Origin of the sequence: Collimonas sp. OK242 (assembly GCF_900107095.1) — a bacterium.
In the GTDB taxonomy this organism is placed as follows: domain Bacteria; phylum Pseudomonadota; class Gammaproteobacteria; order Burkholderiales; family Burkholderiaceae_D; genus Collimonas.
Genome location: NZ_FNOR01000002.1, coordinates 319199 through 344522, shown reverse-complemented (window position 1 = coordinate 344522; position 25324 = coordinate 319199). Strand labels below are relative to the sequence as shown.

General features: G+C 58.8%; 21 protein-coding genes and 1 pseudogene. 6 read left to right on the top strand and 16 right to left on the bottom strand.

The genetic code is table 11. The features are described 5' to 3' along the window. Positions 1-107 precede the first annotated feature (107 nt). Complete coding sequence (locus tag BLV81_RS03170; protein WP_143036257.1) at positions 108-2921, top strand: EAL domain-containing protein; 2814 nt, start codon at positions 108-110, stop codon at positions 2919-2921. Between the two features lie 18 nt (positions 2922-2939). On the opposite strand, the gene BLV81_RS03165 is transcribed toward BLV81_RS03170, so the two are convergent. The 4 genes from BLV81_RS03165 to BLV81_RS03150 all read right to left on the bottom strand — a co-directional run bounded on the left by BLV81_RS03165 (position 2940) and on the right by BLV81_RS03150 (position 6781). Next, positions 2940-4160 carry a winged helix-turn-helix domain-containing protein gene (locus BLV81_RS03165; RefSeq protein ID WP_092352302.1) on the bottom strand — a complete coding sequence of 407 codons (1221 nt, stop codon included), beginning with the start codon at positions 4158-4160 and terminating at the stop codon, positions 2940-2942. A gap of 27 nt (positions 4161-4187) precedes the next feature. Next, positions 4188-5087: a Dyp-type peroxidase gene (locus tag BLV81_RS03160; RefSeq protein ID WP_092352300.1), complete on the bottom strand. Its 900-nt coding sequence runs from the start codon at positions 5085-5087 to the stop codon at positions 4188-4190. Positions 5088-5186: 99 nt separating this feature from the next. Next, positions 5187-6488, bottom strand: a complete 1302-nt coding sequence (locus tag BLV81_RS03155; protein WP_092352298.1) for a type II toxin-antitoxin system HipA family toxin — start codon at positions 6486-6488, stop codon at positions 5187-5189. After that, positions 6485-6781: a helix-turn-helix domain-containing protein gene (locus tag BLV81_RS03150; RefSeq protein ID WP_092352296.1), complete on the bottom strand. Its 297-nt coding sequence runs from the start codon at positions 6779-6781 to the stop codon at positions 6485-6487. The genes BLV81_RS03155 and BLV81_RS03150 overlap by 4 nt, the downstream gene beginning before the upstream one ends. A 109-nt stretch (positions 6782-6890) precedes the next feature. Here BLV81_RS03150 and BLV81_RS24145 point away from each other — a divergent pair. Both BLV81_RS24145 and BLV81_RS03140 read left to right on the top strand, forming a co-directional pair. Beyond that, positions 6891-7038, top strand: a pseudogene (locus BLV81_RS24145) (ATP-binding cassette domain-containing protein); the annotation flags it as partial. A gap of 139 nt (positions 7039-7177) precedes the next feature. Beyond that, positions 7178-8134 (top strand): AraC family transcriptional regulator, encoded by a 957-nt coding sequence (locus tag BLV81_RS03140; RefSeq protein WP_092352294.1) that lies wholly within the window; start codon positions 7178-7180, stop codon positions 8132-8134. 125 nt (positions 8135-8259) lie between these two features. Here the strand turns inward: BLV81_RS03140 and dbpA are convergent, their stop codons facing one another. The 5 genes from dbpA to BLV81_RS03115 all read right to left on the bottom strand — a co-directional run bounded on the left by dbpA (position 8260) and on the right by BLV81_RS03115 (position 12069). Continuing rightward, positions 8260-9639 carry an ATP-dependent RNA helicase DbpA gene (gene dbpA / locus BLV81_RS03135; RefSeq protein ID WP_092352292.1) on the bottom strand — a complete coding sequence of 460 codons (1380 nt, stop codon included), beginning with the start codon at positions 9637-9639 and terminating at the stop codon, positions 8260-8262. A 96-nt stretch (positions 9640-9735) separates the two neighbouring features. Beyond that, entirely contained in the window at positions 9736-10122 is a 387-nt protein-coding gene (locus BLV81_RS03130; protein ID WP_092352290.1) for an SMU1112c/YaeR family gloxylase I-like metalloprotein, read from the bottom strand. Positions 10123-10189: 67 nt separating this feature from the next. Further along, positions 10190-10720: a chromate transporter gene (locus BLV81_RS03125; protein WP_092352288.1), complete on the bottom strand. Its 531-nt coding sequence runs from the start codon at positions 10718-10720 to the stop codon at positions 10190-10192. Further along, positions 10717-11286, bottom strand: coding sequence for a chromate transporter (locus BLV81_RS03120; RefSeq protein ID WP_092352286.1), 570 nt, complete (start codon positions 11284-11286; stop codon positions 10717-10719). Before BLV81_RS03120 ends, BLV81_RS03125 begins: the two co-directional genes overlap by 4 nt. A gap of 3 nt (positions 11287-11289) precedes the next feature. Beyond that, the gene (locus BLV81_RS03115; RefSeq protein ID WP_092352284.1) at positions 11290-12069 is read right to left on the bottom strand and encodes a methyltransferase domain-containing protein; all 780 of its coding nucleotides are present in this window, start codon (positions 12067-12069) and stop codon (positions 11290-11292) included. A gap of 181 nt (positions 12070-12250) precedes the next feature. On the opposite strand from BLV81_RS03115, the gene BLV81_RS03110 reads away from it, so the two are divergent. Beyond that, positions 12251-13141 carry a transcriptional regulator GcvA gene (locus BLV81_RS03110; protein ID WP_092352282.1) on the top strand — a complete coding sequence of 297 codons (891 nt, stop codon included), beginning with the start codon at positions 12251-12253 and terminating at the stop codon, positions 13139-13141. Between the two features lie 122 nt (positions 13142-13263). After that, a complete protein-coding gene (locus BLV81_RS03105) occupies positions 13264-14544 on the top strand; it encodes an alpha/beta hydrolase (protein ID WP_092352280.1) in 1281 nt (426 codons plus the stop codon). A 21-nt stretch (positions 14545-14565) separates the two neighbouring features. On the opposite strand, the gene BLV81_RS03100 is transcribed toward BLV81_RS03105, so the two are convergent. The 7 genes from BLV81_RS03100 to BLV81_RS03070 form a co-directional block, all read right to left on the bottom strand. Further along, the gene (locus tag BLV81_RS03100) at positions 14566-15213 is read right to left on the bottom strand and encodes a hypothetical protein (protein WP_176992719.1); all 648 of its coding nucleotides are present in this window, start codon (positions 15211-15213) and stop codon (positions 14566-14568) included. Continuing rightward, on the bottom strand, positions 15210-16178 hold the full coding sequence (locus BLV81_RS03095; RefSeq protein ID WP_092352276.1) for an MlaD family protein: 969 nt from the start codon (positions 16176-16178) through the stop codon (positions 15210-15212). Before BLV81_RS03095 ends, BLV81_RS03100 begins: the two co-directional genes overlap by 4 nt. A 14-nt stretch (positions 16179-16192) precedes the next feature. Next, positions 16193-16975 (bottom strand): MlaE family ABC transporter permease, encoded by a 783-nt coding sequence (locus BLV81_RS03090; protein ID WP_092352372.1) that lies wholly within the window; start codon positions 16973-16975, stop codon positions 16193-16195. 221 nt (positions 16976-17196) lie between these two features. Beyond that, complete coding sequence (locus BLV81_RS03085; protein ID WP_092352274.1) at positions 17197-17481, bottom strand: hypothetical protein; 285 nt, start codon at positions 17479-17481, stop codon at positions 17197-17199. A 233-nt stretch (positions 17482-17714) separates the two neighbouring features. Continuing rightward, a complete protein-coding gene (locus tag BLV81_RS03080; RefSeq protein WP_176992718.1) occupies positions 17715-18671 on the bottom strand; it encodes a tetratricopeptide repeat protein in 957 nt (318 codons plus the stop codon). A gap of 272 nt (positions 18672-18943) precedes the next feature. After that, positions 18944-19399, bottom strand: coding sequence for a CBS domain-containing protein (locus BLV81_RS03075; RefSeq protein ID WP_092352270.1), 456 nt, complete (start codon positions 19397-19399; stop codon positions 18944-18946). Positions 19400-19516: 117 nt separating this feature from the next. Then, the gene (locus BLV81_RS03070) at positions 19517-20167 is read right to left on the bottom strand and encodes a phosphatase PAP2 family protein (RefSeq protein ID WP_092352269.1); all 651 of its coding nucleotides are present in this window, start codon (positions 20165-20167) and stop codon (positions 19517-19519) included. A 284-nt stretch (positions 20168-20451) separates the two neighbouring features. Here BLV81_RS03070 and BLV81_RS03065 point away from each other — a divergent pair, with 284 nt between their 5' ends. Next, entirely contained in the window at positions 20452-25293 is a 4842-nt protein-coding gene (locus BLV81_RS03065; protein WP_369823793.1) for an NAD-glutamate dehydrogenase, read from the top strand. The last annotated feature ends 31 nt before the right edge of the window (positions 25294-25324 follow it).

Genomic DNA, 25324 nt, shown 5'->3' with positions numbered 1-25324 from the left:
GGGCACTAGCCTGGATTCAAGTAGTGTCGTTTTTTCGCAATTTTCTGCAATGTCGCTATGGCTTTCTGATTGTGCAAGTTCATCAGCGAGATTATGTGAGGCAGCGATTGAAGAGATTTTGGACCATGGATGGCGGCGTGCGCTGGATCAAGGTGACTTTGCCTTTCCTGGCGATTGTGCTCTTGATGGTAGGGGTGCTGGGATTCAGCATGAGTATCCTGTCTTCGGTGCGGGCACTGGTCGGCGGCGAGAGCTTGTGGTCGAAGGCGCAAAAAGAGGCCGTATTCCATCTGAATCAATATGCGCTTACGCAAGCCGAGGCTGACTACCGGAAGGCGCTGCAGGCGCTGGCGGTGCCCATGGGCGATCGCCGCGCCAGAGATGAGCTGGACAAACCCGTGCCGGATCTGCATGTGGTGCGCCAGGGTTTTCTGGACGGCGGCAATCATTCCGGTGATATCGACGGCGTCATTAGCCTGTATCGCAACTTCAAGAATTTCAGTCTGCTGGAAGAGCCGCTAAAAATTTGGCAAATAGGCAACGATCTGATTGAAGAGCTGAACGTGGAAGCTGGCCGTTTGCATGCCGTGATCGCTGCCGGCAAGCCGGAGCCGTCGACGCTGACGGACAGTATTGCCCGTATCAGCACCATAGACGCCCGCCTCACGCCTTTGGAGCTGCGTTTTTCGGCCAGCCTGGGAGAGTCTTCGCGGCAGGTCCAGCGCTTGCTGCTGTTTGCGGTATTGACGATTGCCATCGGACTGACGATTTTCGGTAGCTGGATTGCACGCTACATTCTGACCAAGAGCGACGCTTTCGAAGAGGCGCTGAGGATCAGCCAGGAGCGCCTGCATCTGGCGATGCTCGGCAGTAACGATGGTTTGTGGGACTGGGATATCAAGGCCGACAACATCTACTATTCGCCACGCCTGACGGAATTGCTGGGGTACACGCTGGAGGATGGCGAACCGACTCCGGTACAATTCCTTAGCTGTATTTATCCATCGGATCTGGCTTCGGTACGGGAAAAACTGAATGCCCATCTGTACGACAATTCACCGTGTGACATCGAGTTCCGGATCGTCACCAAGTCGGGCGATTTGCGCTGGGTGCGATCATGTGCGCAATCCACCAGCGATGCCTCTGGCCAGCCGGTGCGCATGGCAGGTTCGTTTACCGATATCACCGCCCGCAAACGATCCGAAGAGCAGCTGTATGCGGCCAAGGAGCGCGCCCAGGTCACTCTGGAGTCGATAGGCGAGGCCGTCATTACCCTCGGCACCGACGGCCTGGTCGAATATCTGAACCCGACTGCGGAAATCTTGACCCGATGGACGCTGGCGTCGGCGCGCGGGCTACCCTTGGCAAAAATCCTGAACGTAGTGGGCGAGGCCTCTGGCAGCCGGATTCCCGATCTGCTCCATCGGATACTCGACAGCGGCGATCCGATCGACCGTGAAACCAATCTGCTGCTGGTCTGTAGCGACGGCAGCGAGGTGGCGGTCAATCTGTCGGCCGAACCTATACGCAATCTGAGTGGCGAAACCATCGGCACAGTGCTGGTTTTGCATGACGTCAGCAAGGAGCGCGAATACGCAGCCCGGCTGTCGTATCAGGCTAGTCACGACGAATTGACCGGGCTCATCAATCGCCGCGAATTCGAGCGCCGCCTGACGGTGGCGATGATTACTTCGCGCGATCAGCAACGCCATCACGCAGTGCTGTATCTCGATCTGGACCAGTTCAAGGTAGTCAACGACACCTGCGGTCATGCCGCCGGCGATGAACTGATCCGGCAAATAAGCGTATTGCTGAAACAGCGTTTGCGAGATACCGACACCATCGCGCGCCTGGGCGGCGATGAATTCGGCGTATTGCTGGAAAACTGCCCGGCCGAATATGCGCTGCGGATTGCGGAAGGTCTGCGGCAGACGGTCGCCGATTTTCAGTTCGTCTGGAGCAGCAGGCCGTTCACCATCGGGGTCAGTATCGGCCTGATTAATCTGGCGGGAGAAATGCATACGCTGGGCCAGATCATGAGCGCGGTCGACGCCGCCTGTTACCTGGCTAAGGAAAAGGGCCGCAACCGGGTGCATGAGTACCGCCTGGATGACAGCGAGCTGTCGATACGGCATGGCGAGATGGAATGGATAACCCGTATCAATGAAGCGCTTGTCACAGATAGATTTTGCCTGTTCTCACAAGAAATTGCCGCCTTGGGCAAGCCTTCCAAGCACGGCTCGCATTTTGAAATCCTGCTGCGCATGCTGGACAAGGACGACAATCTGGTGCTGCCGATGGTGTTCATTCCTGCTGCAGAACGCTACAACCTGATGCCGGCTATCGATCGCTGGGTCGTCTCTACGGTATTTGCCTCGCTGGCGGAAATGCATCAGCACGGCCAGGGCCAGGAAATCCAGAGTTGCGCCATCAATTTGTCCGGCGCCAGCATCGGCGATAACAATTTTCTCAAATTTGTGCAGGAACAGCACGTAAAGTACGACATTGCACCGCAAATCATCTGTTTTGAAATTACCGAGACCAGCGCTATCGCGAATTTTGCCAAGGCAGCACACTTTATCCAGGAGTTAAGGAGCGCCGGTTACCGTTTTGCGCTTGACGATTTCGGCGTCGGCATGTCTTCGTTTGCCTACCTGAAGAATTTGCCGGTCGATTTCATCAAGATTGACGGCGGTTTTGTGAAAGACATGTTGGATAGCCCGACTGACTATGCGATGGTCGAGGCGATCAACAAAATTGGGCACGTGATGGGGAAACAGACTATTGCCGAATTTGCCGTCAACGAACGGATTATCGCTACGCTGACCGAGATTGGCGTGGATTTTGCCCAGGGATACGGTATCGGGCGTCCGCGCGCCTTTGGCGCCGGCGCCAGAAAAATCCTGCTCAAAGCCAGTTAGGCATTTAAGTTAGACAATTCAAGCCAGCGCCGCTTTCAACATGCTTCGAAAAGCGCGCGGCGTGCATTGATCTATCACTACGCGCGGTGTCTCATGCCATGCAGCAAAGCGCTGCAAAGTTGCTGCCAGTTCAGTCAGGAGTCTTTGGCTGGTGCGTGTCCCCGGTTCCAGATACAGCGCCTTCACTTGAAACACGCCTGCGCTGCGGTGTGCTTTGGCATCCAATCTTCCTACCAGTGCGCCCCGATGCAGGATAGGCAGCGTGAAATAGCCGTAGCTGCGCTTGGCTTGCGGCGTATAGCACTCGAGCCGGTAATCGAAATCGAATAACTCCAGTGCGCGCTTGCGGTCCCATACCAGCGGATCGAAGGGGGAGAGCAGGCTGGTGGCGGTCGGTTTCAACAAGCCGGCGGCGGCTGCCAGCGCCAGTCCGCGGTGGGCCGGATGAATATATACAGGCTGTTGCCAACCTTCGACCGTTGCCTTGAGCAGGCTGCCGTCGTCCACCAGGGTTTCGGGATCGGGTTTGGGGCGGCTCTTGGCGGTGCGGAAGTAATCGCCGATCCAGCTGGATTTCGCCACTCCCAGTGCTTGCACCGCCTTGAGCAGCAAGGTGCGCTGAGTATCCGCGGTGGACGGCATACGGGCATCGTCCCAGTCCGGCAAGATGCGCTCGGCGAGATCGTAGATGCGATGAAAATGATGACGCTTGGCGATCATCAGGCGGCCGGCGGTAAACAATACTTCCAGCGAACGTTTTTCCGGTTTCCATTCCCACCAGCCGCCGCTTTTACCGTCGGTACGCTTGAAATCCGCCGAGCGCACCGGGCCGTGCTGGCGGATATGCTGCAGCAGCAGCTCTATGGTGGCGCGATGCTCATCCATCCATTTGGCGGAATATTTCCAGCCCATCGAGCCGGGATCGATCATGCGGTGCCGGTACAAGCCGTAATCTTCGATCGGCAGGAAACTGGCTTCGTGAGCCCAGTACTCGAACAGCTGGCGTTCCTCCAGCAATTCATCCAGCCAGTGCTGCGGATAGCTGCCGAGCCGGCTCCACAACACCAGGTAGGGGCTGCGCGCCACCACATGGATGGTGTCGATTTGCAGCACCGCCATTTGCCGGATGGCGGCCAGCACGTCTTGCTTGACGGCTTTCTTGCGCACCGGATTGAGCAAGCCTTGCGCCGCCAGCTGCAGGGCGCGCGCGGCGGCTACCGAAAGCTCGATGGTGGTCACGTGGAATGGCACCTGGAGGAGGACGGCTCAGACGCCGATGTTGCTTAGATCAAGGTGGCCGTCCCGCAGCGGCGGGCACCAGTAATAACCGCCGGTGACCGGCCGTGAAAAGCTGAACAGGGCGTCGACGATATTGTCTTCGTGGCCCAGCATGCGGCGCAGGACGTTTTCGAAGCGGTCGCTGGATTCGCCGTAAGCGATGAATTCCGTGCCTTGTTGCAGGCCGTTATCCCACGGCATGGAGTGACGCACCATGTAAGCTTCGGGCGTAAAACTTTCCTGAGCCGCGCGTTTGACGTGGGCCGATTCGGGAGCGTCCTCGATTTCCTCGTTGTCGGCAATCCGGCGGCCGATGCTGGCGTCGCGCTGCGCTGCCGGGAATCCGCGGAAACGTGTCAGATCGTGGATCCAGCGTTGTACCGCGACAAAGCTTGAACCTTGACGTCCTATGCCTTCTGCCACCAGCGCAGCGGCGATAGCGGCCGCATCCTTGGGGTTTTCGGTGCCATCTTCATAACCGGTCAGGTCGCGGTAGTCGCGATAACGGAAGGTGTCCAGCGCGTCTTCCAGCACCAGCGCATCGCCCAATAGTTCGACCAGCTGCGCGGTACGCTCGAACAAGCTGCTGCGCTCGCTGCCGCGCAATAAAATCCACATGGCTTGCTGGGTCGACGGTGCGGCGCAGCCCTGTCCCTCAAGCGCCGGGAACGGACGCAGGCCAGCGACATGCTGGTCCAAAGCGTGGACCAAGGGTGCACCAAAACCGACGACGCCCCAGTCCGCCGCGAACATGTCGCGCAGCCGGGTCAGGGCTGCTTGCAGATTGTGAGCGTTACTGCGGCTGCCAAGGCTAAATGTGAGTGAACGGCCGAGCGGCGCGAGTGTGTCGAGAATTCCTGGTTGTGCTTGAGCTGCGGTTGCGGGCATTACTTATCCTTTGATCCTGGGGCGAGGGGAGGGTTGATATTAGCGGATTTCGGCAACTTTTTCCGAAGCCAGCAAATTTGTCGGAGTCTAAGCCAGGTTTCAAGTTTTTGTTGCATGTCTGGCCTGTCGCTTGCGCAAGCCGGCGATGACGTCGCGTCCCATGAAGTATTCGGTCAGCCTGGTTTTCTGATGCGGCAGCAACTGGCTCGCGGCAATCAGCGCCGGCCATGCCGACAAGGCTTTCTTGCAGACTTCGGCAATCACCTGACGCAGCGGCGGTTCCAGCATGCCGCTGCGATTGGCGAAAGCGCGCAGGGTTTGCGGCGAAAGGAAAGACCTTTTGACCTGCCCATCGGCAAATTTGAGAGCGTGGCCGCTGCCGTTCAGGTACACGCTATATGCCACCACATCGTAGGCCGGCGAGAATTCAATCCGGCCGTCGGCCAGATAGCGGATGCCGAAATTTTTCAAATGGGCGTCGTAATTGCCTATCAGCTCGTTGACGGTGATGCGGCGTAACAGCTCATGGCATGCCGCTACACCCAGTCCCGGCACAGCCTGCATCACCAGCGCCATGTCGGCGTAGGTGGCGCCGGTATATTTCTTGTCGGGATCGAGACCTAGTATCTGGCAAAAATCTTCCACGTGCAGCCGGCCCGGCTGGTCCCGGTCGAATCTTTGCACGGCCAGGAACTGCAGGTTTTCTCCTGCTGCATATGGATGCTCGGCCATGATCGCCGCCAGCGGCTGCAAGCTGGCGTTGCAGACGGTAACGCCGGCAGCCTGGGCCAGTTGCAACGACAGATGCTCGACTTCCGGCAGATGGTCGTATTGCGCGGTTGGCAGCTTGCCGATGATATGGGCGTCTTTATGACGGGTGCGGCTGACATATCTGCCGCCTTCCTGGATCAGGGCCAGCTTCGGCTGCATGCCGGAAATCGAGACGCCGTCCACCAGCGGCGCCGCCATCACGCTTTCTTCAATGGCTTCCTGGTCTTGCGTCACCAGGCGCGTCATCATGGATCGCGTCAATTTGGTCGGAATAGCTTTGACTGCGCCCGGCAAGTCGCGGCCGCAGGCAGCAAGCAGTTCGAAATGATTGTCTTCCGCGCATTGACGCTCGAGCGCAATTTGCTTGCGCAACACGCCTTCCGGCAGCAGGTTCTGGAAGAAGGCGGGCAGCCGCATCTGGCCGGGCGAATTGAAAATCGGCGCCAGCGGATTCAGCAGCAAAGCCATATCCTGTTGCGGTGTGGCGGCGCGCATCGATAGCGACAAGGTCGGCCGCTGCGGATCCTGGGCATAGGCGGGGTCGACCTGGAAACGCACCATGTCGCCATACTGGAACAGAATGCCGGCCTGGCGCTCCGCCACAAAAATATCCAGCGCACTCAGGTTCATCGATCTTTCCTTTTCTGTGCCAGCGCTGCCGCCACCAGGCTTTGTACTTCTTCTTCAGCAGGCGGCTGTGCCGCAATCGAGGAAGCCATGGCTTTAGGCAACAGCATCACTTCCAATCCCAATTGATCGGCAATCGTCATCAAGGTGCTGAGACGAGGATCGTTTTTTCCGGCAAGAACGCCGCGTATCGTTACCGCCGTCAATCCGCTGTTGCGGGTCATGGTAATGACCGGCAGCGCCAATCGGTCTTTGGCTTGGCGGAGGATGGCGGAGAGTTCGCTTAAGGTTTTCATGAAATTAATAAACTATCTTTTATGAATTTAAGAATAGTATAGTATCTTTTTTTGAAAAGATAGTTAAATATCTTTTAGTTAAATAAGGATATTTTACCATCTCTTTGTACTTCAGGATTATACCGATGGCGCCATTTGGGAATTGTCCGTCGGTATGCGCCAGCGCGTCAGCCTGGCGCGTGCATTGGCGGCAGATCCGCGCTTCCTGCTGCTGGATGAACCGTTGGGCGCACTTGACGCCCTGACGCGGGAACAGGCCAGGAGCACTGCTAGCTGGCTGGCCGGAGATAGTCGTTTAGTCCCGACTTCTTGCACAATCCTCCAAATTTGCAGCCGGGCCGCGCCGCGTCGGATCGAAAAATAGTAGACTCGATCAAACGCTGTGAAAGGCTGAAAATGAATAATTCAGGATCAATACAAGAGGCAGCCGCCGAGAAAGCGGTATCGCTGCAGCAAATTGAGCTGGCGCGCCTGATTGCGCAATACGCCACCGAAGGCGTACACCAGACGGCGATTGCTTCACTCTACCTGGCACGGTTGTCGCAACCGTCGGCGCCTACCCATGCCTTGCACAAGCCGGCCTTGTGCATCATTGCCCAGGGGCAGAAGCAAGCGATGCTGGCCGATGAAGTCTATGTTTATAATCCCGCCCAATATCTGGTGGTCTCGGTTGACTTGCCGGTGACGGGGCATGTGACGCAAGCGACGCCGGAGCAGCCTTACCTGAGCCTGCGGCTGGATCTTGATCCGAAGGAGATCGGCGACCTGATCATGGCGGGCGAGGGACACGTAAAAAAATCTGATCTGCCGGCGCGCGGCATGTTTGTCAGCAAGGCCAATTCCAGTCTGCTGGATGCGGTGCTGCGCCTGATGCAGTTGCTGGCGACTCCGCAAGATATAGCGGTGCTGGCGCCGCTAGCGATACGGGAAATCCTGTATCGGCTGCTGCAGGACGAACAGGGCGGCATGTTGCAGCAGATCGCCATGTCCGACAGCCAGGCGCAGCACGTGGTCAAAGCGATCGACTTGATCAAGCGCGATTACCGGCTGCCGCTGCGGATAGAAAATCTGGCGCGCGAAGCGAACATGAGTTCATCCTCGCTGCATCATCATTTCAAGGCGGTGACGGCGATGACGCCCTTGCAATACCAGAAACAACTCAGACTGCAGGAGGCGCGCCGGCTGTTGTTTGCGCAGGTCGGCGACGCCGCCACGGCAGGGCATCTGGTCGGGTACGAAAGCCCTTCGCAATTCAGCCGCGAGTACAACCGCATGTTCGGCTCGCCGCCGGCGCGCGATGTTGCGCGCTTGCGTGCGGCTGGCGTTACCGGCGCCGCTGGCAGTCCGGCTTAAGCCCGGCTGCCTGGCGGCTTCGGACAAGGTATCAAAAAGGCCGGGCGCGGATTGCGCGCTCAACACGGACTGCATCGCTTGTTCTTGCCAGCTAAGCATATCCGCAGACCCGTGAAGCGCAGGCTTTAAATAAACCGCATCTTGAAAGTCTTGCCCTTGATATTGCTGCTGCTAAGCCGGCCAAATGCCTGCTTGGCGATGCGCTTATCCAATGCCACGTAGGTGACGAATTCAAAGACGCTGATCTTGCCGACCTGTTCCTTGAGCAAGCCGACATCGCCGGTCAATGCGCCCAGCAAATCGCCCGGGCGCAGCTTGTCTTTTTTGCCGCCCATGATGCATAGCGTCACCATGGGGGCTGTCAACGGTTCGCCGGCGGCCGGTTCCAGCTCAGCCAGGTCGAACCAGCTGACCGGCCCTTGCTGGTAGTCCTCGATCAGCTTGACCCATTTCTTTTCATTCGGTGCGCACAAACTCAGCGCCAGCCCGCGTTCCTGGCCGCGGCCGGTGCGGCCGATGCGATGGATGTGGACTTCGGTATCCTTGGAAACGTCGACATTGATGACCGCACCCAGGGTCTGGATGTCGAGGCCGCGTGCGGCAACGTCGGTGGCTACCAGCACCGAGCAGCTTTGGTTGGCGAAAAGTACCAGAATCTCGTCACGTTCGCGTTGTTCCAGTTCGCCATACAGCGCCAGCGCGCTGAAACCCTGTGCACGCAGTTCGTCGGCCAGTTCACGGCAATGTATCTTGGTATTGCAAAAGGCGATGGTCGACACCGGTTTGTAGTGGTTCAACAGCTGCGCGACAGCGGCGTTGCGGCCTTCGTAAGAGACTTCGTAAAAGCGTTGTTCGATGCGGCCGGTATCGTGCTGCGCCTCGACTTTGACCTCGACAGCATCGCGCAGGAATTCAGCGCTGGCCTTGCGAATGTCATCCGGATAGGTGGCGGAAAACAGCAAGGTCTGACGCCGCGCCGGGCAGGCGCTGACGATGCCTGAGATTTCTTCGTAAAAGCCCATGTCGACCATGCGGTCGGCTTCGTCCAGCACCAGCGTCTGGACCGTGCCGAGGTTGATGCTGCCGCGGCCGATGTGGTCGCGGATACGCCCCGGCGTGCCGACGATGATATGGGCGCCATGCTCCAGCGAGCCGATTTGCGGCCCCATAGGCGTGCCGCCGCACAGGGTCAGGATCTTGACGTTGTCGGCAAAGCGCGCCAGCCGCCGCAGTTCTTTGGCGACCTGGTCCGCCAGTTCGCGCGTAGGGCACAGCACCAGCGCCTGAATCGCGAAATAGCTCGGGTTGAGTTTATGCAGGATGCCGATGCCGAAGGCGGCAGTCTTGCCGCTGCCGGTCTTGGCTTGGGCAATCAGGTCGCGCCGTTCGAGGATGACCGGCAGGCTCTGCGCCTGGATCGGGGTCATCTCGTGATAACCAAGGCTATCCAGGTTGCTCAGTAGTGCCGGCGCCAGCGGGAGATTGGAGAATGAGGATGTTTTCACGATGATGTCGTCGCCAGCTTAAAAGGGAGGGAAGTCTAACAGGTGGGCGGGCTTAGGGCCAGAACGGCGTGCTTGTCAAAATGGCTGCTGTGGCGCTTATTGCTCATACAGTTCCAGCGGCAAGGCATCGGGATCGGCGAAAAAGGTGAAGCGCTTGCCGGTGAACTCGTCGATCCGGATGTCTTCCACGGCGATGCCTTGATCGCGCAATTCCTGTACGGCAGCAGCCAGGTCGGGCACGCAAAACGCCAGGTGGCGCAAGCCGCAGGCTTCCGGCCGGCTCACGCGCGGCGGCGGCGACGGGAAGGAGAACAGCTCTATCTGCACGCCATCCGGGGTGCGCAGGTCGAGTTTGTAGGAGTCGCGCTGTTCCCTATAGGTTTCCGCAACAATGGTCAGGCCCAGCAATTCAGTGTAAAAACGCCTGGAACGCTGGTAGTCCGAGGCAATAATGGCTACATGGTGGATGCCGGAAATATGCATAGGGGTTTGAGTATGGGCTGGAGTACGGACTTCAGAAACGGCGGCCGGGAAAATAGTGTAAGCATGACTATACCTGACCTATCCCGCTCAAGCCCAGCAATGCGCCGGCTGCCAGTATCCATAGCGGATGCGCTTTGCTTTTGTAGGCCATCAGTGCGCAAGCCGCGGCGATGAGCGCCAGGCCCCAGGTATGGGTCGACGCTTCTGTGATCAAGGCGGCGCTGGCGCCCACCAGGCCCACCGTCATCGGCACCATCCCAACTTGTACCGTGGCGCGCCAGGGTTTGTCCTTGAAGCGTTGCCACAGATGCAGGACTACGCCGGTAAGTATCGATGAGGGGCCGAATTTCGCCAGGCTGGTGACCAGGACGCCGGGCCAGCCCGCAACATGCCAGCCGACCAGCGTCACCACCATCATGTTCGGCCCCGGCGCGGCCTGTGCCAGGGCGAACATGGCGCTGAACTCTTGCGGCGACATCCAGTGCTGGATATCGACTACCTGGCGTTGCATTTCCGGCAAGATGGTATTGCCGCCGCCAAACGCCAGCAAGGACAATTGGCTGAAAATCGCGGCAAGAGCAAGCAGGGTATCCGTCATGACGGCAACTTCCAGATAGCGATCACGCTGAGCGGCGCCAGCACCAGCATGGTTGGCAGCAAAGGCAGGCGCAGCAAGCCGATCGAGACAAAGAACAGGCATGCGATCAGCAGCGGCAGTGGTTTTTTCAAGATCGGCAGCAGGATTTTCAAGGCCATCGCGATCAGCAGGCCGGAAGCTGCCGCGGCGAGGCCTGCAAACATGTGTTGCACCGAGAGATTGTCCTGGAAGCGCTGGTAGATCACGCCGAGTGCGATCACAACGGCCGATGGCGCTGCAATCAACCCCAGCAGCGAGGCCAGGGCGCCGGCTATGCCGCGGAAATGCAAGCCTATCGCCACCGATAGATTAATGATGTTGCCGCCCGGCAGGCACTGGCACAGGCCAAGCATGTCGGTGAATTGCGCGGAGTTCAGCCAGCGGCGCTGCTCAACGATCATGCGGCGCGCCAGCGGCAGCACGCCGCCGAAGCCGATCATTCCCAAGGTCAGGAAGCCGATGAACAATTCACGGGTGGACGGCGCTTCGCTCGCACTATTTTCGGCGGCGGTGGATTCTGTAGTCATAGCTTAAACATTGGCAACGATAAACAATCTTTTGAACGGCAATAGTGTGACGCCATTCTCGCGTTGCGGATATGCCTCACGCATTGCTTCTGCGTAGGCAGTGCGGAAGGCTGGCCGTTTATCCTCTGGCAACGCATCCAGATAAGGCCGCAAGCTGGTGCCGGCAGCCCATTCAACGACGGCGTCCGCGCCGCACAAGGTATGCAGATAGGTGGTTTCCCAGATATCCAGCTTGCTGCTGCGCGAACACAGCAGGTCGTAATAGTTTTCAGCGCTCAGGATCGACGGATGTTGCGGCACGCCCCGCAGGTAGGGCGCAAACGATGGCGACCTGGCTAATTCGGCCTGCATCTGCCGCAAGGGAGCATCGTGCATGGCCGGCATCTGCAGCGCCAGCCAGGCGCCGCGGCGCAAGAAGGAAAGCAGCCGCGGTAGCAGGGTGGGGTGGTCGGGCAGCCATTGCAGCGCCGCATTGGAATAAATCACATCCAGCAAGCCGTCGGGCTGCCAATGCGCAAGGTCGGCAAGCTCAAAGCGGCATTCCGGCACGGCTACGGCTGCGGTCGCCAACATGTTTTCCGAGCTGTCGACGCCAAGCACGTCGGCGGCTGGCCAGCGCGCCTTCAACAAGGCCGACACGTTGCCGGTGCCGCAACCGAGATCGACCACCCGTTGCGGTTCCTGTTCGGGGACGTAAGCCAGCAAATCGAGGGCCGGGCGCAAACGTTCCTTGCTAAAATGCATATATTGCTTGGCATCCCAAAAATCTGTAGTTGTATCCATGCTATCTCCCAGGATTTGTCACAAGGTCGCGCGTTTGGGCAATTTCTTGGCTGTTTCCGATGAATCTGGCATTGCTTCGGAAAAGTCGATGAATATTGATTCGATAGACGCATGTTACAGAAATCCGGAGACCATACAAATCGACTTTTTTACTCCAATGTTGTGATTTATAATCACAAGCATGTCTCGTAAACTCCCTCCTTTGCAAGCGTTGCGCGCATTTGAAGTCGCGGCGCGTTTTGAAAATTTTTCGGCCGCTGCCGAAGAATTGCATGTGACGCACGGTGCAGTCAGCCGCCAGGTGGCAGCGCTGGAAGCCTGGCTCGGCATGCAAGTGTTCCACCGTCTCGGCAAGCGCGTGCAATTGACCGACGATGGCCGGCGCTATCTGCTCACGGTGCAAGCGGCTTTCGACAATATCGCGGCAGCCACCAAGCTACTGCGCGAATCCGGCACGGTGCGGGTGTTGCACATCAACGCTTTGTCGACCTTCGCCATGCGCTGGCTGTTGCCGCGTCTGAGCGGCTTCCAGCGTCTGTATCCGGGGGTCGAATTGAAATTGTCGACCTCGACCTCGCTCCAGCCTTTGGGCGAAGCCGGGGAACTGTTCGACGTCGCGATTCGACGCGGTCCGGGGCATTGGCCGAATTGCGTGAGCGGTGAATTCCTGGAAGAAAGCGAGTTGCCGGTTTGCAGCCCGGCACTGCTGGCACGTGCGCCTATCCGGGTTGCCAGCGATCTCGCTGCGCACACCTTGCTGCACTCGGATACGCGTCCGGACGCCTGGCCGAAATGGCTGGCGGCAGCCGATGTGGCGCCGGCCTTGTGCAAGAAAAAACAATCGTTCGACCATTTCTACCTGGCCTTGCAGGCAGCCATTGACGGGCTTGGCGTTGTACTGGGACCGTTGCCGCTGATTACCGATGAACTGGCCAGCGGCCGTCTGGTAACCCCGCTAGCCGCACCGGTGATTCGCGCCAGGAGTTATTGGTGGATCGTGGCGCGCCATCAAGCCGATGTGCCCTTGATCAAACATTTTTGCGACTGGCTGCAACAAGAGTCGCTGCGCTGATCCGGATTCGGGAAAGGGCGAAGCGATTCCGGTAAATATTGCTGCATTAGTGATGCATAATGGCAACTGTACCTTTGAACTCAGATCAATTTACATAAAAAATAAATGAGGAGACAAAAGTCATGCGCCTTACCCGGTTCAGTCGTTTTTCGACATTTCTTGCCGTCACATTATCTGCTCTGGCGCTTAGCGCCTGCGGTGGCGGTAACGACGCCAGCCTGACGTCCCAACCGAAAATGTTTACCGCCGACGGCGGCGTATCGTCGTTTTACCAATGGAACGGAACGATTCCCAACACACCAGGTATCTTGCTGCAGCAGGAAGCGCTGCCAGCCAACCTGGTGCTGCCCAATGCCGCGCAGGGCATCCGCATCCTGTATAGCTCGACCGACGGCGATGACGGTAAGACCGCGATCTATGTTTCCGGCGATTTGCAACTGCCCAAGGGCACGCCTCCGGCCGGCGGCTGGCCGCTGATTGCCTGGGCCCATGGCACCGTCGGCGTGGCGGATGTCTGCGCACCTTCGTGGACCGTGCGCGATCCGCGCGATGTCGATTATCTCGACGCCTGGCTGGCGCAAGGCTATGCGGTGGTGTCTACCGATTATCAAGGGCTAGGGACACCCGGCCTGCATCCATATCTGCATGCGCGCCCGGAAGCCTATAGTGTGCTCGATAGCATCCGGGCCGTGTCGAAAGCGTTCCCGCAACTCTCCAGTTCCGTGGTGATAGTCGGCCAGTCCCAAGGCGCACAGGGAGCGATTGCAACCGCGGCCTACGCGCCTGCCTATGCGCCGGAAATCAAGTTGTTGGGAACCGTGGCGACCGGCGTTCCTTATCAGTTGCAAAGTGTGCTGGCCTACCTGAACGCGTTGACGGCGCAAATGCCGGCCAGCGGTTTTACGTCGGTGTTGGCGACGCTGGAATCGTATGCCTGGCTGGGTTACGCCACGGCAGAGAGAGTCGTGCCGAATTTCCTGCTGTCCGATCACCTGACAGCCAAGGGCAAGGCGTTTTACTCGGTGGTGGCGACTCAATGCCTGGGGCCGATTGAGGATTACATCACGCAGAACAAGCTGGTCACTTCCGATGTGTTCAACGGCGATGTCACCATCTGGGCCACGCAAACCTTGCAGTCGTCCAATTATCCGACGGTGAAATTCGCGGCGCCGATGTTTGTCGGCACCGGGACCCTGGATACCGATATTCCGACTGTGGTCCAGTATCAGTTCGCCAAAGATGCTTGCGCCGCCGGCAGCACCATCGAGCAGCATTATTATGTCGGCCAGAATCACGACGGCACGGTGCTGGCATCGCTGGTGGATTCAACGCCGTTCGTGCAGAAACTGTTTGCAGGCCAGCCGATCACCTCGAATTGTGCAGCGTTGACGCCGCCGCCGTAGTTTGAGCGATGCAGGACAAGGTCAGGACTGCGGTTTTGCTACCAGATCCATGCGACGTTGAATCCGGGTCTGCGCTTCGCTGTCAGCGGCGGCTCGCGCGCGTTGCAGTTGCACTCCCAGCCATGCCAGCAGCGGACGGCGCCAGCCTTGGGCAGAGGCGGTCTCGGTAGCGTTGCCGATATCGGCCGGCGTCAGGCGCCCGCTTTGCAACAGTGCCGCCGCCGCTACCAGGCGCGCCAGCGGGTCTTCGATATCGCCGATGCGGCCGCCGCCGACCACGGCTCTATGCTGAGGCGGCAGCAAGCCGGCATCCAGGCCTTGCCAGCGGCCGTTCAGGTAAGCGGCATAATTGCGCTCGCCGGCATCGGCATCTTGCGCCAGCGGCTGAAACCCGGCGCAGTTGTCAAACTCCAGGCTGGCCGCACGCGTGGCGCAGCGCGTCAGTTCAACCCGCGCCACCAGATCGGCACGCCCGGTACTGGCGACTGCATCGCGGGCGCGCGCAAATTCCAGGTCGGCGACGCGCGTGTTACCGCTGAGATAGGCTGAGGAAAAACTTTGCAGGGAACCATAGGCGTTGCCTTGCCATTCGGGCGCCGGCGGTTTGCTGCTGCAGGCAATTAACAGTGCGGCCGGCAAGGTGAATAATAAGGCGGTCGATGTCTTCATGGCAGTTTGAGCTCCGTATTGCGGGCGAAAGGCCATTTGCGGTTGATCTCGTCGACCAGCTGCGTCACTTTACGCAAACTGGCATCCACCTCGGCGCGCAGTGCGCCCAGATCGTTGCTGGCGATACGGACATTGCTGCCCACCGCTTGCGCCTCGGCCAGCACGGCATCGACCTTCTTGAGACTGTTGCGGGCGTCGCTCAGTACGCCGTTGAGCTGGACGATGGCGGCTTGCGCATCGTCCATCACGCCGCGCTGGCCGGGTTGGCCGAATACGCGTTGGTCGGCCTTGACCAGCAGCGCATTGACGCGATCCAGCGTGGCGATGATTTTCTTGGCGTTTTCATCGCTGCCCAAGGCGCCGCCCAAAACCCCGTATTGCCCGGTCAGGCGGCCCGTCATGGTTTGCATGTTGGCCAGGCTGGTGTTGAGGCTGGAGTCAGCGGCGGTGATGGTTTGCAGGTTTTCCAGCAGTTCCCTGGCGGTCGCCACCAGGCGCGGAATTTCGGCCGCCGTATCGCCGCGCAGCACCGCGCGTTCCGAGTCAGGCGGCAGCAGCGGATCGTCGAGCACACCGCTAAAGGCGCGGATGCGGGTGTCGCCCACCAATCCGCGCTCGAGGGTGAAGACACTGGTGGTGCGCAGCCAGTTGGCATCTTTGCGCGGGACATCGATCAAGATGCGCGCCTTGCCGTCAGAGCCCAGATCTATACGCTGCACACGGCCGATGGGAAAGCCGGAAAAGGTCAGGTCCATGCCCACCAGCACACCTTCGGAATCGTCCGCTATCAGCACCAGGCTCTGAGTGCTTTCGAACACGCCGCGCGCATACATCACATACAATACAAAACCGCAGATCAGCGCAGCCATCAGGATCAGCAGCAGCAGCGCCTTGAATTCAACGTGGGCGGGCGGCGGCGGAACGGGAGAGGACGGGACAAGAGGAGAATCGGGGGCAGTTGCCATAGTTGTCTTCCGGGTTAGATATATTTCACTGCCAGCGCTCCGGCTTCGATCAGAACCAGCACCAACAGCAGCCGCGTGGCGCCCGGTTGCAACGGCGACGACAGTCCGGTCTTGCGTCGCGCGGCTTCAAGCGCCGCTGCCGTGGGGATAACCGCCACAGCAAGTCCGAACATGAAGGTTTTCAGTCCGAAGCCCAGCGTCACTGCCGGATCAAACACGCGGCCCACGGTGCGGGTGTAGTCAGGCAGGCCCCAAGGACTGATGCCGTAGACATTGACATAAGCCAGCAGCAAGACGATCACGCCGCTCACGGTGGCCAGGCTCAGTACGGAAAAGACGCTGGAGATTGCACGCGGCACCAGGTCCCGCTGCAATTGAGCGAGGTCCGGCGCGGCGGCGTTTTGCGTGGCAAGCGTGCTGTTAAAAGCCAGGCCTGCGCGCAACGCCACGAACAAGGCTGCCGACAGCGGTATCAATTCCAGCACCAGTACGCGCACCATCATTTCCAGCGCGTAGCGCGACAGGCCGTAGCTTAGCGCGGTGACCAGCACGATCCGGATCAACACCAGGCTGAGCAAGGTAGACAATAAGGTGAACCAAGGCAGGATTTGCCAGGTGCTGGTGTAGATATAGCGATAAGTCGCGTTGCGGTTGGCCCGGTGATAGGTGGACGGCGAGAGTGCCATGACCAGCGTAATGCCGGCCAGGTGAAGCATGTGCCACCAGCTGCTCGCGGTGCGCAAGACAGTCGCGGCCCATTGCTCTGGTTTCAGATAGCGCGATGAGGTTGATTGCATGGGGCAATGATAACGCAGCAACGCCGGCAACGGCTTTGCCTGAGCTGCTTTTTCGGCGATGCCCAGGTCCGCCAAGTGCAGCGAAGCTCCGTCGGGCCGCTTGGCTCGGACGGAGAGTCGGATTGCTGACTGCAATATGCAATGCGGCGAAAACGGACAAGCATAAACAAGCAGCCAAGCATGCTCATCTGCGCCGCGCGGTATCCATGCAATCCCGGGTGTCAGGCCGCTCCGCGGTACGTGTTCAGATCTGGTGTAAGCCGTTGCGGCCCTTGTGGCTGTGGGGATAGTTTGGATCTCTGCGACTCGGCGACGCTTTCTACGCCATCGGCGCTAATCGCTTCCAGGAAGCTCAGGACATTGCGATAATAATCGACCCGCATTTCCGCTTCCAGCAATTGCCTTTCTGATTGATACAACGCCAGGCGCGTATCGCGTAGTTCGTTTTCCGCCAGCTTTTCCGGCGTCAGGATATATTTTGTCGCCAATCTGTTCATCCATCCCATGTTGTCACCTCTTGTTGTGTGGAGACGATTTGATCTTAAATCTTTCTTGGCAAAAAAAGCGAACAAAAGAGCTGGCAATTGACATCAATTAACACTATTGTTGCGCAATTTCCACTTGATTATTTGCGCAGAACAACAATGCATCGATCATCGGAAAATGCAAGATGACAAAAGACCAGATGCGCTCGGAGGAGGCATCAATGATGGCTGCCAACGCAAGTTGGCGGCGCCGCTTAATGAACCAGCAGCGGCGAAGTATGAGACTTGATCAGATCAAATTTGGCGGCGTACAAATCGTGAGCGCTACGGCTGGTGCTGTTTTCCATTGCGATGCTCAAGTGCTTGAGCGCCTGGTCCGTTTCACCAAGGCGCAGGCAGGCGATTCCCAGCCAATACTGAAATTCATGATAATAAGGGTCGCGTGCAATTTCCTTGGTGAATTGCTGTTTTGCGGTTTTGAAATCTCCCGCGCGCATCGCTGCCATGCCCAGATTGAATGCCTGGAAAGGAGCATCAGGCTGTAATTTGGTCAGCTGCGCGGTCAATGCTTTCGATTCGGAAAATTTGCCAAGATCGTTAAGCACACCGATCAGATTGAACATGACTACCGTGCTATCCGGTTCGCGCTCAAACACCAGCCGCAACGCGTGTTCGGCTTCCGGCAAATTGTCATGGCGCCTATAGATCACCGCCAGGGTATTGTAGGAAGGCAGGAAACTGGCGTCTTGCCTGATCGCTTCGCGCACCCACCAGTAGGCGTCGTCCAGCTGGTGGGCGGCCAATGCTTCGGCGGCGCGATTGTTCATGTACATTGCCACAATCGTGTTCTCGTCGATGTCTTGCCGCCGCTGGCCGGCAGTATCTTCCGGCGGCAGGAAATCAATCGTCAGCAAACTGCTTTGGTCGAACGAGACGCGGGCTTCGCTCAGCCTTTTGGCGAGAGTGATGTTGACGTGGCCGCTGGCGAAGTAGAGGTCGTCATTGCGGCTCCAGGCCCTATCCATCACTATCGTCTGGTAGTGCACCGGCAGTCCAAGCTCCTTGGCGAAGGCGGCTGTCATGATCACCAGCGACAGGCAATTTCCGGTGCGGGCGGTGAAAGTCTGGGCGGCATTGCGGGTGTGTTCGGCGTTATATTCCAGTTTCAGCTGCTTCTCGCTATATAGCGCATCGAACAGACCCTGCTGCATGCCTTTTCCGTGCATTTGGCGAGCCATCTCCGCACTATGCAAATACTGCTTCATTGCTTGGCTGACGGCAAATACATCCTCGGCCCTGACAGGTTGCGAAGGTGCAGCGAAAAATTGATCGTTGAAAAGATGATCGGCCCGCGGTGCCTGCGGCGTGGTTGCGCAGGCGGCGAGCAAGAGACAGAAAGCAAAACAGAAAGGCAGGACTACCCAGTTTTTCATCTGAGGCCACCGCGTGGAAATTGCTTGTGGCTCCTACTATATACCTAAATTTACAAGGCTGGGCGTCCCATGATGTAATGCTCGAGCTGCTGGATGATGAACTGCTGCTCGGAAATAATATCTTTCACCAGATCACCGATGGAAATGATTCCTATCAACTTCCCATCGTCCAGAATGGGCAAATGCCGCAAGCGGTTTTCCGTCATCAGCGCCATGCATTGCTCATTGGTGTCGTCCGGGCGCACATACATGACGGAGGAAGTCATGATGTCGCGTACGAAAGTGTCGGTCGACGAGCGGCCCATGAGTATCATCTTCCGGGCATAGTCACGCTCAGTGACAATGCCGACGATCTTTTCCTGCTCAGTTTCGTGCTCTACGACCAGCAACGCACCGACGCTCTTGTCTGCCATCATTCTTACGGCGTCCAGCACTTTGGCTCCGGGAGAAATCGTATAGACGGCTTGATTTTGCTTGGTCTTAAGAATCTGCGCGACGGTTTTCATCAGCTACTCCTCCAGATAAGCCAGCAATTCAAATAATTATTTCGACCCTGCTGAGTGAGAAGGTAGCCTCTTCGTATTCAAATAGCAAGAGCCGCCGTCGCGATGGCGGACCGCCCATCAAGAGGCCGGTTGAGTTCCGGGTCGTTCGCTGGATTTCTCCACGGCGTGGCGGCGGCTTTCGGCGGCCAGTGCGGCATGGCCGGTTAATAATTGCGCGGTTTCTTCGATCAGCCGTTGTGTCGGTATCGGCCTGGCGAAAGATGCCGCCAGCAGCAGTACAAAGCTGGCGGTGATCAAAGCGCGATTCAGCGACGGTTTTGGCAAGCGTTCGGCTTGCCAGATGAAAGCCAGGCAGACTGTGCTTCCCATCAGCCATCCGCTAAGCGCCTCGCTGACCGAATGGAAATCCAACCATACGCGCGAGAAACTGACCAGTACCGCAAAACACATGCCAAAAACTGCCGCCGTGCGCCGGATCAGTGTCGTCTGTTGCTGTAAAACGAGATAGAAGAGCAGGGGAATAATCGCCGCAGCGCGCATCGCATGGCCGCTGAAGCCTCTGAAATCGAGGGCTTCTATACCGATGCCCCAGCCCGCAAATGCGATCTTTGACGCCGCCACCAACAGCAAGGCGCCGCCAAACAACAAGCACCATACCCAAAATGCGCGCCAGGCACGCGCCGCCAGCAGCCATGCTGCGATTGCAGCAGCGGCGGGAAGCATGATGGTGCTGCCGCCGATCTTGGTGATTGTCGTCCATTCGAACATAAATTTATCGGGAGTCAGCGGAATGCGTTTGTCGCGCGCGAAGGTGGCGCAACTTTGCCCCCGTCCGTCCGGGTGCTTAAACAGTTAAGTTGGGCATTTTATCAAATGTCGGCCAGCGACAGATTTTTGAGTTGCCGCCGCGGTTTATCATTGCCGATGAAATCATGGAATCGGAGTTGCATTTTTAAAAAGCGTGTGGTGTTGGCATGTCATGGGTAGAATCTAGCTTGATTGACCGAAATTGGACATTAACCGTTCGAGAGAAAATCATGCATACAGCCGCAGTGGAAAGAAAACAGCAAAAGCTGGCAGAGATGGTCGAATTCGCTCGCGATCGCTTGCCGCCGGAAGTGTTTGCGCCGATGCAACCTTTCCTGGTCGAGTATTACTCGCAGGTAGGGGACGAACAGATACTGAGCTGGGATACCGCCGATTTGTATGGCGCTGCGGTCGCCCACTGGCAGTTTGCACGGCACTTTGTGAGCGGCGCGCCGCGGGTGCGCATCTACAATCCAATGGTTGAAGAGCATGGCTGGCAATCCGGCCATAGCGTGATCGAAATCGTCAACGACGACATGCCGTTCCTGGTCGATTCGGTGACCACCGAAATCAACCGCCTGGGCCTGACCTTGCACGCGGTGATTCACCCGGTATTCCGCGTCTGGCGCGATGCCGGCGGACAGGTGGAAAAAATCCAGAGCGCCAGCGAAAATGCCGGCAAGGATAACGACCGGGCCAGGCTGGAATCGACCATACACATAGAAGTCGACCGTTGCACCGAAGCCGCCAGGATGGAGGAAATCCTGGCCGGCGTGCTCAAGGTGCTGGGCGATGTCCGTGCCGCGGTCGAAGACTGGCATCAGATGATGAGCGCCGCCGGCGCCGCGATCGACGATCTGAAAAAACAGGATGCCGGCGATGCCGGATTGCAAGGTGAAATTGCCGAGGCGCGCGCTTTCCTGGAGTGGATGGTCGACGATCATTTTACCTTCCTCGGTTATCGCGATTACGAACTGGTGGTCAGCGACGGCGAAAACTATCTGCAAGGCGTGCCCGGCTCGGGCCTGGGCATACTGCGCGATTCTCTGCGGGCCGCCGACAGCACCGCCAAATTGCCGGTCGGTGCGCAAGGCATCATAGATGCGCGTTCGCCGATTTTCATTACCAAGGCGAATTCGCGCGCTACCGTGCATCGGGCCGGTTATCTCGACTATGTCGGCGTCAAGCGCTATGACGCCGGCGGCAAGGTGGTCGGCGAGCGCCGCATAGTCGGTTTATATACCTCGACCGCCTACATGGTGCCGACCAGCGAGATTCCGCTGGTGCGGCGTAAAGTGGCGAAGGTGCTGGAGCGCGTCGGTTTCGTGCCCAAGGGGCATCTGGCAAAGACCTTGGCCACCATCCTGGAACAGTACCCGCGCGACGAATTGTTCCAGGTCGATGAAGATGAATTGTTCGATACCGCCAGCGGCATCCTGCGCCTGGAAGAGCGTCAGCGCACCCGCCTGTTTGTGCGGCGCGACGCCTTCGGCCGCTATGTTTCCTGCCTGGTTTTCGTGCCGCGCGACCGCTTCAATACCGAACTGCGCGAACGCATCCAGGATTTGCTGCTGGCAGCCTTCAACGGCACCGGCATCGAATTCACGCCCTTGCTGTCGGAATCGGTGCTGGCGCGTATCCAGTTTATTGTGCGCACCGAGCCGGGCAGCGTAAGCGATGTCAATGTCGAAGAGCTGGAAGCGCGCATCGTGCAAGCTACCCGGCGCTGGCAGGATGATCTGACGGAAGCTTTGCTGGAGCAGCGCGGAGAAGAGCAGGGTACGCGATTGCTGCGTCGTTATGCGGCATCGTTCCCTGCCGGTTTTCGCGAAGATTATTCCGCCCGCACGGCGGTGCATGACATCGCATTGCTGGAAGCCGCGCAGCAGAATGCCGGCCTGGCCATGAGCTTGTACCGCCCGATCGAAGCGGCGCCGGCTTCATTGCGCCTGAAAATTTATCGTGCCGGCAAACCGATGGCGTTGTCGCAAAGCCTGCCGATGCTGGAGCACATGGGCGTCAAGGTGAACGAGGAACGTCCTTACCGGATCGAGCTGCAAGACGGCGAACCGGCGTGGATCCACGATTTCGGCATGCAGACCGCGGACGACAGCGAAGTCGAGATCGATCGCATCAAGGGCGTATTCGAAGATGCCTTTGGCCGCGTCTGGAGCGGTGAAGCGGACAATGACGATCTCAACCGGCTGGTGCTGCGGGCCCGGCTCAACTGGCGCGAAGTGAGCATCCTGCGCGCTTACGCACGCTATCTGCGGCAAGTCGGATCCACCTTCAGCAATGCCTATATCGAACAGGCGCTGACCGCCAATCCGGCGATTGCGCGCAAGCTGGTGGAATTGTTCCTGATCCGATTTGATCCGGCCCTGGCAAAAGATGCCGGCGCCGCAGCGAAAGCCGAGGCCTTGCTGCAACAGACCGAAGAGGCGATGGACCAGGTGCCGAATCTCGATGAAGACCGGATCCTGCGCCAGTTCCTGGGCGTGATAGGCGCCACCTTGCGCACCAACTATTTCCAGCGCGGCGCCGACGGCCAGCCAAAATCCTACCTGTCATTCAAGTTCGATCCGGCCAAGGTGCCGGGGCTGCCGGCGCCCAAGCCGATGTTCGAGATCTGGGTGTATTCGCCAAGGTTTGAAGGCGTCCATCTGCGCGGCGGCAAAGTGGCGCGCGGCGGCTTGCGCTGGTCTGACCGGCGTGAAGATTTCCGCACTGAAGTGCTGGGCCTGGTGAAGGCGCAGATGGTCAAGAATGCGGTGATCGTCCCGGTCGGTTCGAAGGGCGGTTTCGTCCTCAAGAACGCGCCGCCGGCCAGCGACCGCGACGCCTACCTGCGCGAAGGCGTAGCCTGCTATCAGACTTTCCTGCGCGGCTTGCTGGATCTGACCGATAACCTGGTCGACGGCAAAGTAGTGCCGCCGCAAGACGTGGTGCGTTACGATCCGGATGATCCTTACCTGGTGGTGGCGGCCGACAAAGGCACCGCCAGTTTCTCCGATTACGCCAATGCGATTTCTGCCGAATACGGCTTCTGGCTGGGCGACGCTTTCGCTTCCGGCGGCTCGGTCGGCTATGACCATAAGAAAATGGGAATTACCGCGCGCGGCGCATGGGAAGCCGTCAAGCGCCATTTTCGCGAAACCGGCGTCAATACCCAGGAGCAGGATTTCACGGTGGTAGGCATCGGCGACATGTCGGGGGATGTGTTCGGCAACGGCATGCTGTTATCGCGCCACATCAAACTGCTGGCGGGTTTCGATCATCGCCACATTTTCCTGGACCCGGATCCCGATCCGGAGACCAGCTTCGTTGAGCGCGAACGCCTGTTCGCATTGCCGCGCTCAAGCTGGGCCGATTACAACGCCAGCCTGATTTCCAGCGGCGGCGGGGTGTATGCGCGCACCCTGAAGACGATTCCGCTGACGCCGCAAGTGCAGGCGGCGCTGGGTATAACCGCCAGCGAACTGGCGCCGACCGAGTTGATACGCGCCATCCTGCTGGCGCCGGTGGATCTGCTCTACAACGGCGGCATCGGCACCTACATCAAGGCCACGCGCGAAAGCCACGCCCAGGTCGGCGATCGCAGCAACGATGCGATTCGCGTCAACGGCGCCGAACTCAACTGCAAGGTGGTGGCCGAAGGCGGCAACCTCGGCTGCACCCAGTTCGGCCGTATCGAGTTTGCGCAGAAAGGCGGCCGCATCTGTACCGATGCCATCGACAATTCGGCAGGCGTCGATTGCTCCGATCATGAAGTCAATATCAAGATCATGCTCGGCCTGATCGTCAGTGAAGGCGAAATGACCGAGAAACAGCGTAACAAATTGCTGGCGGAAATGACGGAGGAAGTCGGCCTGCAGGTACTGACCGACAACTATTACCAGACCCAGGCGCTGTCGGTGGCGGGGCGGCACGCCGCCAGCCTGCTGGAACCGGAAGCGCGCCTGATCCGTTTCCTGGAACGCGCCGGCCGTCTTGACCGGGCCGTCGAGTTCCTGCCGTCTGAAGAGGAGTGCGCTGAACGCAAGACGGCAAAACAAGGACTTAGCGCGCCGGAACGGGCGGTGCTGATGGCGTATAACAAGATGTGGCTGTATGAACAGCTGCTGGCATCGGATTTGCCGGCAGATCCGTTTATCGCCAGTTCCTTGGCCGCCTATTTTCCAAAGCCGCTGCGCGAACGTTTCCCTGACGCCATGCGGCGTCATCCCCTGGCGCGCGAGATTATCTCCACCTATCTGGTGAATACGCTGACCAATCGGGTCGGCGCTACCTTTGTCCATCAGCTGGCCGACGAGAGCGGCGCCAGCCCGACCGAGGTGCTGCGCGCCAGCGTCATTGCACGCGAGGTATTCGGCTTCGAGGAAATCTGGCGCGACATCGATGCCCTCGACAACCGGGTGCCGGATGCCTTGCAGGCGCAAATGTTTGTCGATGTCGGCGGACTGATCGAACATGCCAGTTTCTGGTTCTTGCACCGCCACGCGCAGGAAGCTTCGATTGAAGCCACGGTGGCGCGCTTCCGCCTAGCCGCCGATCAGCTGGGGCCGCAACTGGTCTCGCTGCTGGCGGCCAGCGATGCCGAGGCACTCAAGGCAAAGCGCGATGCGCTGATGCAGGCAGGCGTCTCGGAGCAACTGGCGCGCCGGGTTGCCAGTGCCGAGCTGATCGGTGCGGTGCTGGATATTGCCGAAGTCGCGGCATCGACCGGGCGCAGCCTGGAGCTGGTCGCAGCAGTCTATTTTGCGCTGGACGTCAACCTGAACTTCGGCTGGATGCGTGAACGGGTCAGCGCCTTGCCGATCGATTCGCACTGGCAAATCCTGGCGCGCACCGCGCTGCAGAGCGATCTGACCGGTTTGCAGCGCGCTTTGACGGCCAAGGTAATCCAGCTGTCTCCTACGCTTGAACAGTCGCAGGAAATGATCGATGTCTGGCAAGCCGCCAGCCGTACGCCGCTGGAACGTTACCACCGCCTGCTCACCGATTTCCAGATGGGCGGCAATGTTGATCTGGCCATGTTGTCGGTGGCGGCGCGCGAGATGCGTTCGATTGATTCCGTCACCGGCTGAGCGTGGGCTGGACAGGCGCTGGCAGAAAGGC